Source organism: Polaromonas sp. P1_G1 (assembly GCF_056405595.1).
In genome coordinates this window covers 1-5,238 of sequence record NZ_JBFUBU010000093.1, presented here as the reverse complement: position 1 = coordinate 5,238, position 5,238 = coordinate 1, and the positions used below count along the sequence as shown (strand labels likewise).

The following is a 5,238-nucleotide window of genomic DNA, read 5'->3' as shown; positions in this document are numbered from 1 at the left end:
CCCCCACCCCTGCCCTCCCCCAGCGGGGGAGGGAGCTGAATCGGGGAGAGGGCCGCAGCCCGCTCAAGCCACCTTGACGTTGATGCGGCGCGGTTGCGCGTGCGCGGCTTTGGGGATGCGCAGCTTGAGCACGCCGTGGGTGAGCTCGGCGGTCACGTTCTCGGTGTCCAGTTCCTTGCTGAGGCTGAAGACGCGGTGAAAACGTCCCAGGCCCACCTCGGTGTGGCTGGAATGCAGGCCTTCGGGCGCGGCCAGGGCGGACTCGGCCTCTATGGTCAGGGTGTCGGCCTCGACCTGGAGCTTGAGGTTCTCCCTGGGCACGCCGGGTAGGTCGGCATACAGGGTGATGCCGGTGCTGTCTTCGAGCACGTCGACGGGCGGCGTGAGGGTGGCATTGGTGTAGCGTGCCGGCTGCCTTTGCTGTTGCTGCTGGCGCGTGACTTCGGTGGATGACGAAGACGTGCCGTTCTGCATGGCGTCGTTGCTGTTGTTGCCGCGGCCGTTGCCGGTGGTGGTGCCGGCCTGGCTGGATTTGCTGCCGAACATGGTGGGTCTCCTTTCTTTCTCTGTCTGCGGGTGTCAGTTAGTGGATGGTGATGCGGCGTGGCTGGGCGGCCGCGCGGCGCTGGATGCTGATGTGGACCAGGCCGTCCTTGAAGCTGGCCTCGACGGCGTCGGGGTCGGCATCTTCGGGCAGGCTGATCACGCGGCGGAAGCTGCCGGCGAAACGCTCGTTGATGTGCAGCGTGGACTGCGCGCCGTCTTCAGGCAGCTGCGACTTGCGCTCGCCGGCGATGGTGAGCATGCCGCGCTCGAGGTCGATCTCGAGTGATTTCGGGTCGACGCCGGGGGCGAAGGCGTAGACCTCCACCGTCTGCGGCGTGCCGCCTATGTTGAGGGCGGGAAAGCCGCCGCGGCCGAAGCCGCGGATGTTGGGAGACAGCTCGAGGGCCTGCTGGATCTCACGTTGCAGGCGGTCCATCTCCCCGAACATGTCGTAGGGAAACAGCGATCGAAACATGGCGATTACCTCCATTCAGGTTGAACATGGTCATTCAATGAAGGGGCGCCGGACCGGCGGCTCAGCGCCCGGATGGAGGAAGTAGGAATTCGCCGGAAAATTTCAAGAGGGGTGTTGCGGCTTTTGCGTTTACCTGCGTTTGAAGTGTTTTGTTGCAGGCGCGGCCTGGGCTGGTTTTTCTCCTTCCCCCGCTGGGGGAAGGTTGGGATGGGGGCCCGACGGCGCTTGAAGGTGCAGGGGTGTAGATGAGGCCGCTGGCCCCCACCCCACCCTCCCCCAGCGGGGGAGGGAGTTCAATCGGGGAGAGGGAATCAATCGGGGAAAAGGCTAGCCGGCAAACAGTTCGGTCATGAACTGCGTCGACTTCAGCCCGGTCCCCGTCAGCAGCACCACCGTGGTTTCATTCGCCTTGATGGCGCCGGACGCATGCAGGACGTCGAGTGCCGCGGCGGCCGAGGAACTGGTGGGTTCGGCGTACAGGCCGGTGGCGGCCAGGCGGCGGACGGCGGCGGCGATCTGTTCTTCTGTTAACGCCACGGTCCCGCCGCCCGATTCGCGCAGCGCTTTGAGCAGCTCGGCCAGGCGTATCGGCCGCYTGATGGCCGTGCCTTCAGCAATCGTCGGWTTGACGATGCGTTCCACGGGCCCGTCGCTGCCGGCCGTAAAACTCGCGTCAATCGGCGAGCAGTTCAGCGGCTGGGCCGCGAAGAGCCTGGGCAGCTTTTTGATCTGGCCCGAGGCCAGCAGCTCGCTGAAGCCGATGTGGCAGCCCAGCACATTGCTGCCGGCGCCACAGGGGATGATGATGTTGTCGGGCGCCTTGAAGCCCAGGTCTTCCCACAACTCATAGGCGATGGACTTGGTGCCCTGCAGGAAGAAGGGGTGCCAGTTGTGGCTGGCGTAAAAGATGTGCTCCGACTGGCGGATGGCTTCGTATTCGGATTCCTCGCGCGGGCCTTCGACCAGTTGCACCTCGGCGCCGAAAGCGCGGATCTGCGCGACCTTGGGCAAGGGCGTGTAGCCGGGCGCGAGGATCTTGACCTTGAGGCCGGCCGCGGCGCCTGCGGCGGCAATCGCCGCGCCGCCGTTGCCGGAGCTGTCTTCAAGGATGTGCTGGATGCCCAGCTGCTTGAGGAAGGACACCATGACACTCGCGCCGCGGTCCTTGAAGCTGCTGGTGGGGTTGAACCATTCGAGCTTGAAGTGTGGCCGCAGCCCGCCCCAGGATTTTTCGACCAGGGGCGTGCAGCCTTCGCCCATGCTGGCGCGGCTGTCGATTGCCAGCGGCAGCGCGGCGCGGTAGCGCCAGAGGGAGCGCTGGCGGGTGTCGACGTCATCGCGGCTGATGCCGGGTAGCGCGCTGAGCATCAGCGGGTTGCCATCGTCGGAGCGCCAGCGGCGGTCGGTGAGCGGGTAGTGTTTGCCGGTGCGGGGATCGATGTAGTGCGGCTGCATGGGGGCTTTCAGGAGGCGGGTGAGGACTTGTGTCAAAGTCCAGAGACTGGATAATATATCCAATGCTGGATAAATCGTCAAACAACACCCCTGCAGCCGGCCCGCTGCGATACCATGGGCAGCCAGACAATTTGTCTGATTCCTGAAAACCGCCGCCATGCCCAAAGCACCCGCCCAGCCCAGCAACAAGCACCTGCTCGCCGAGCTCAAGAACATTGCCGAAGGCCTGGGCAAGACCTTTGCGCCGTTTTGCGAGGTGGTGGTGCATGACCTCACACATCCGAAAAACGCCATCCTCGCGATCGAAAACAACCTGAGCGGCCGGCGCGTGGGCCAGCCCGCGACGGAGCTGGGCCTGGCGCGCATCCAGGACCCGGACTACCCCGCGGTGATCGCCAACTACGCCAACCAGTTCGCCGACGGCCGCAAGGTCAAGAGCACCTCGGTGGGCATACGCAACGAAGCCGGCGAATACGTGGCCGCCATCTGCCTGAATGTGGACCTGACGCTGTTCAACGGCTTCCAGGCGGCGATGTCGCAGTTCACCGCGATTGAAAGCAGCGCGGTGACGGAGACGCTGGACGCAGCGAACGCCGACCGCATCCACCAGTGCATAGACGAGTTCGCCGCCGCGCGCGCCACGACCTCGCGCTCGCTGCGGCCGGCTGACCGCAAGCAGCTGGTGCAGGACTTGAAGAAGGCCGGCTACCTGGAGATACGCCGCGGGGCGGAGATTGCGGCGGCGCATATGGGTGTTTCTAGAGCTACGGTGTATAGCGACGCGAAGTAGGGATTCGGCGGCCGCTGGCCCCCACCCAACCCTCCCCCAGCGGGGGAGGGAGTAAAACCTCTTGGCTCCCTCTTCCAGGGGGAGAGGAAACCTCTCTAGTCCCCTCTCCCTCTGGGAGAGGGTTAGGGTGAGGGCCGACGGCCTTAGCCTTCCGCGATCCGCTTGGCCGTCTGCCGTGTGGTCTTGAGCACCAGCTTCTGCACGCGTTCCACCAGGGTTTTGGCGCCATGCGGCAGCGCGGGCGCCAGCGCTTCGGCGGCGCCTTCCAAGGCGGCGGGGATTTTGTCGGCGACGTCTTTCGCGGTGGCCAGGGTGAAGGCGGCGCCCATGCCCAGTTCGGCCGCCATCTGCCGCACGTGGGCCTGCGTGACATTGCCGGGCCGGGTCTCGCCGCCGATGGAAAAAGCGAACTCGCCGGAGAGCCCGGGATAGATGCGGGTGCACATGAGGTCGTAAAACGGCGTCAGGCGCACGCCCTGGCCAGGCGGCTGGTAGACCGACAGGTTTTTGGCGTGGCTGTCGTTGTTGCCGGTGTAGAGGTTGAAGAACACCCAGCGCAGCAGGTTCAGCAGATCGACGGCGGGCGCCGAACTGTATTGCCGCACCAGCCGCGCGCACTGCGCCAGGCCGGGGCCGCCTTCCTTCTCGTATTTTTTGTCCGACACCACGCCGCTGAGCTGGCACAGGTCGTATTGGATCAGGCGGCCCAGCCTGCCGCCCTCCTGCGGCACGCGGTCAAAGCGCTTGACGACGCAGGCGCGGGTGTGCGGCTCGTAAAACACCTCGGCCGTGGGCAGGCCGCAGCGCGCGGCGGCGAGCATGAGCAGGGTTTCGTTCGCGGCCGAATGCCAGACCTCGGGCAGGCGCCGGATGTCGGGTTTGAGGATGTGGCTGGATGGGGAGGTGCCGCGCGCGAGCTTCGGCACGCCGTCGGCAAAAATCGCGATGGAAGCCTTGTCCTGCGCGCCGGCCAGCGAGATGCGGGTTTCGCGGCCCTGGATGTCGATGGCCGCCGCCGACTTGCCGGCCAGGCGCTGGGCCAGGGCTTCCCAGCTGGTCGTCTCGTAGCGCGGCCCCTCGGGCCTGGCACCGGCCGGCAGGATGACAAAGCCACCGGCCGTGTCGCCCGCCGTCTCCAGCAGCAAGCCGAACAGGGTGGAGGCCTTGCGGCTGATCGCCAGGTAGCTGCGCAAATCGCCTTCAGGCAACAGGTTCTCAAAAAAGGCCTGCACGGCCGGGGCGTCGCTGCGGCCGGTGGCCAGGGTGATGCCGGCCACCTGGGCGGGCTCCCGCCGCGTCAGCCATTCGGCCGAGTATTCGAAAGACAGCGGCGAGCTGTCATGGACCGAGCCGACCCGCTCTTCGTTGAAAAAGACGTCGAGGCGGGAAGGCTCCGTCGGGGCGGTGTTGATGGTSGTCATGGCTGGCCGCCTGCTTTGGGACGCACCACCACTTCCAGGCCCAGCAGGTTCAATACGTCGAGAACCTTTTGCAGCTGCACGGTCGGCTTGCCGCGTTCCAGCTCGATGACAAAGCGGTTGCCGGTGCCGCCCAGCCCCGCCACGTCGACCTGTTTGAGGGCCAGCCTGTGCCGCCGCTCGCGCACCAGCTCGCCCAGGTCGGCGGCGGACCGGACGATGGCGCCTTGAGAGATCAAAAAATTACCGATCGGGATGTTTTCTTCAACGGAAGGCATAGGATGATCCATAGTTACCGATCGGTAAGTTTAGGGGTCTTTCGCAGCAGCTGTCAATAAAAGTTACCTATCGGTAACTTTGAGGGAAAACCTGATCTGGTTTATCCGCGGATGACACAGATGACACAGATGACGGAGGTTGAAGAAAGGCATCTGTGGCATGGCTGCATGCAAACAGGCCCTTGGCCGGAACAGAGGCAAAACCCTTACAAATCAAATCGCCAAAACCGCGCAGATAGGCGTCCTTGCCCCGATGATGATGGGCGCTCCAGCCCC

Annotated in this window: 7 protein-coding genes; 1 reads left to right on the top strand and 6 read right to left on the bottom strand. The window is 65.0% G+C overall.

Features of this window, described 5'->3' with window-relative positions; translation table 11 throughout:
- Positions 1-63 precede the first annotated feature (63 nt).
- The 3 genes from AC1D1Y_RS25665 to AC1D1Y_RS25655 form a co-directional block, all read right to left on the bottom strand.
- Positions 64-474, bottom strand: a complete 411-nt coding sequence (locus tag AC1D1Y_RS25665; protein WP_477684842.1) for an Hsp20/alpha crystallin family protein — start codon at positions 472-474, stop codon at positions 64-66.
- Positions 475-583: 109 nt separating this feature from the next.
- On the bottom strand, positions 584-1,021 hold the full coding sequence (locus tag AC1D1Y_RS25660; RefSeq protein ID WP_477684841.1) for an Hsp20/alpha crystallin family protein: 438 nt from the start codon (positions 1,019-1,021) through the stop codon (positions 584-586).
- 327 nt (positions 1,022-1,348) lie between these two features.
- A complete protein-coding gene (locus AC1D1Y_RS25655) occupies positions 1,349-2,476 on the bottom strand; it encodes a threonine synthase (protein ID WP_477684840.1) in 1,128 nt (375 codons plus the stop codon).
- A gap of 157 nt (positions 2,477-2,633) precedes the next feature.
- Here AC1D1Y_RS25655 and AC1D1Y_RS25650 point away from each other — a divergent pair, with 157 nt between their 5' ends.
- Positions 2,634-3,266 (top strand): helix-turn-helix transcriptional regulator, encoded by a 633-nt coding sequence (locus tag AC1D1Y_RS25650; RefSeq protein WP_477684839.1) that lies wholly within the window; start codon positions 2,634-2,636, stop codon positions 3,264-3,266.
- 143 nt (positions 3,267-3,409) lie between these two features.
- Here the strand turns inward: AC1D1Y_RS25650 and AC1D1Y_RS25645 are convergent, their stop codons facing one another.
- The 3 genes from AC1D1Y_RS25645 to AC1D1Y_RS25635 form a co-directional block, all read right to left on the bottom strand.
- Entirely contained in the window at positions 3,410-4,687 is a 1,278-nt protein-coding gene (locus tag AC1D1Y_RS25645) for a HipA domain-containing protein (protein WP_477684838.1), read from the bottom strand.
- Entirely contained in the window at positions 4,684-4,962 is a 279-nt protein-coding gene (locus tag AC1D1Y_RS25640; protein WP_477684837.1) for a helix-turn-helix domain-containing protein, read from the bottom strand. The genes AC1D1Y_RS25645 and AC1D1Y_RS25640 overlap by 4 nt, the downstream gene beginning before the upstream one ends.
- A 67-nt stretch (positions 4,963-5,029) precedes the next feature.
- On the bottom strand, positions 5,030-5,238 hold a 209-nt coding region (locus AC1D1Y_RS25635; RefSeq protein WP_477684836.1), incomplete at its 5' end, for a hypothetical protein.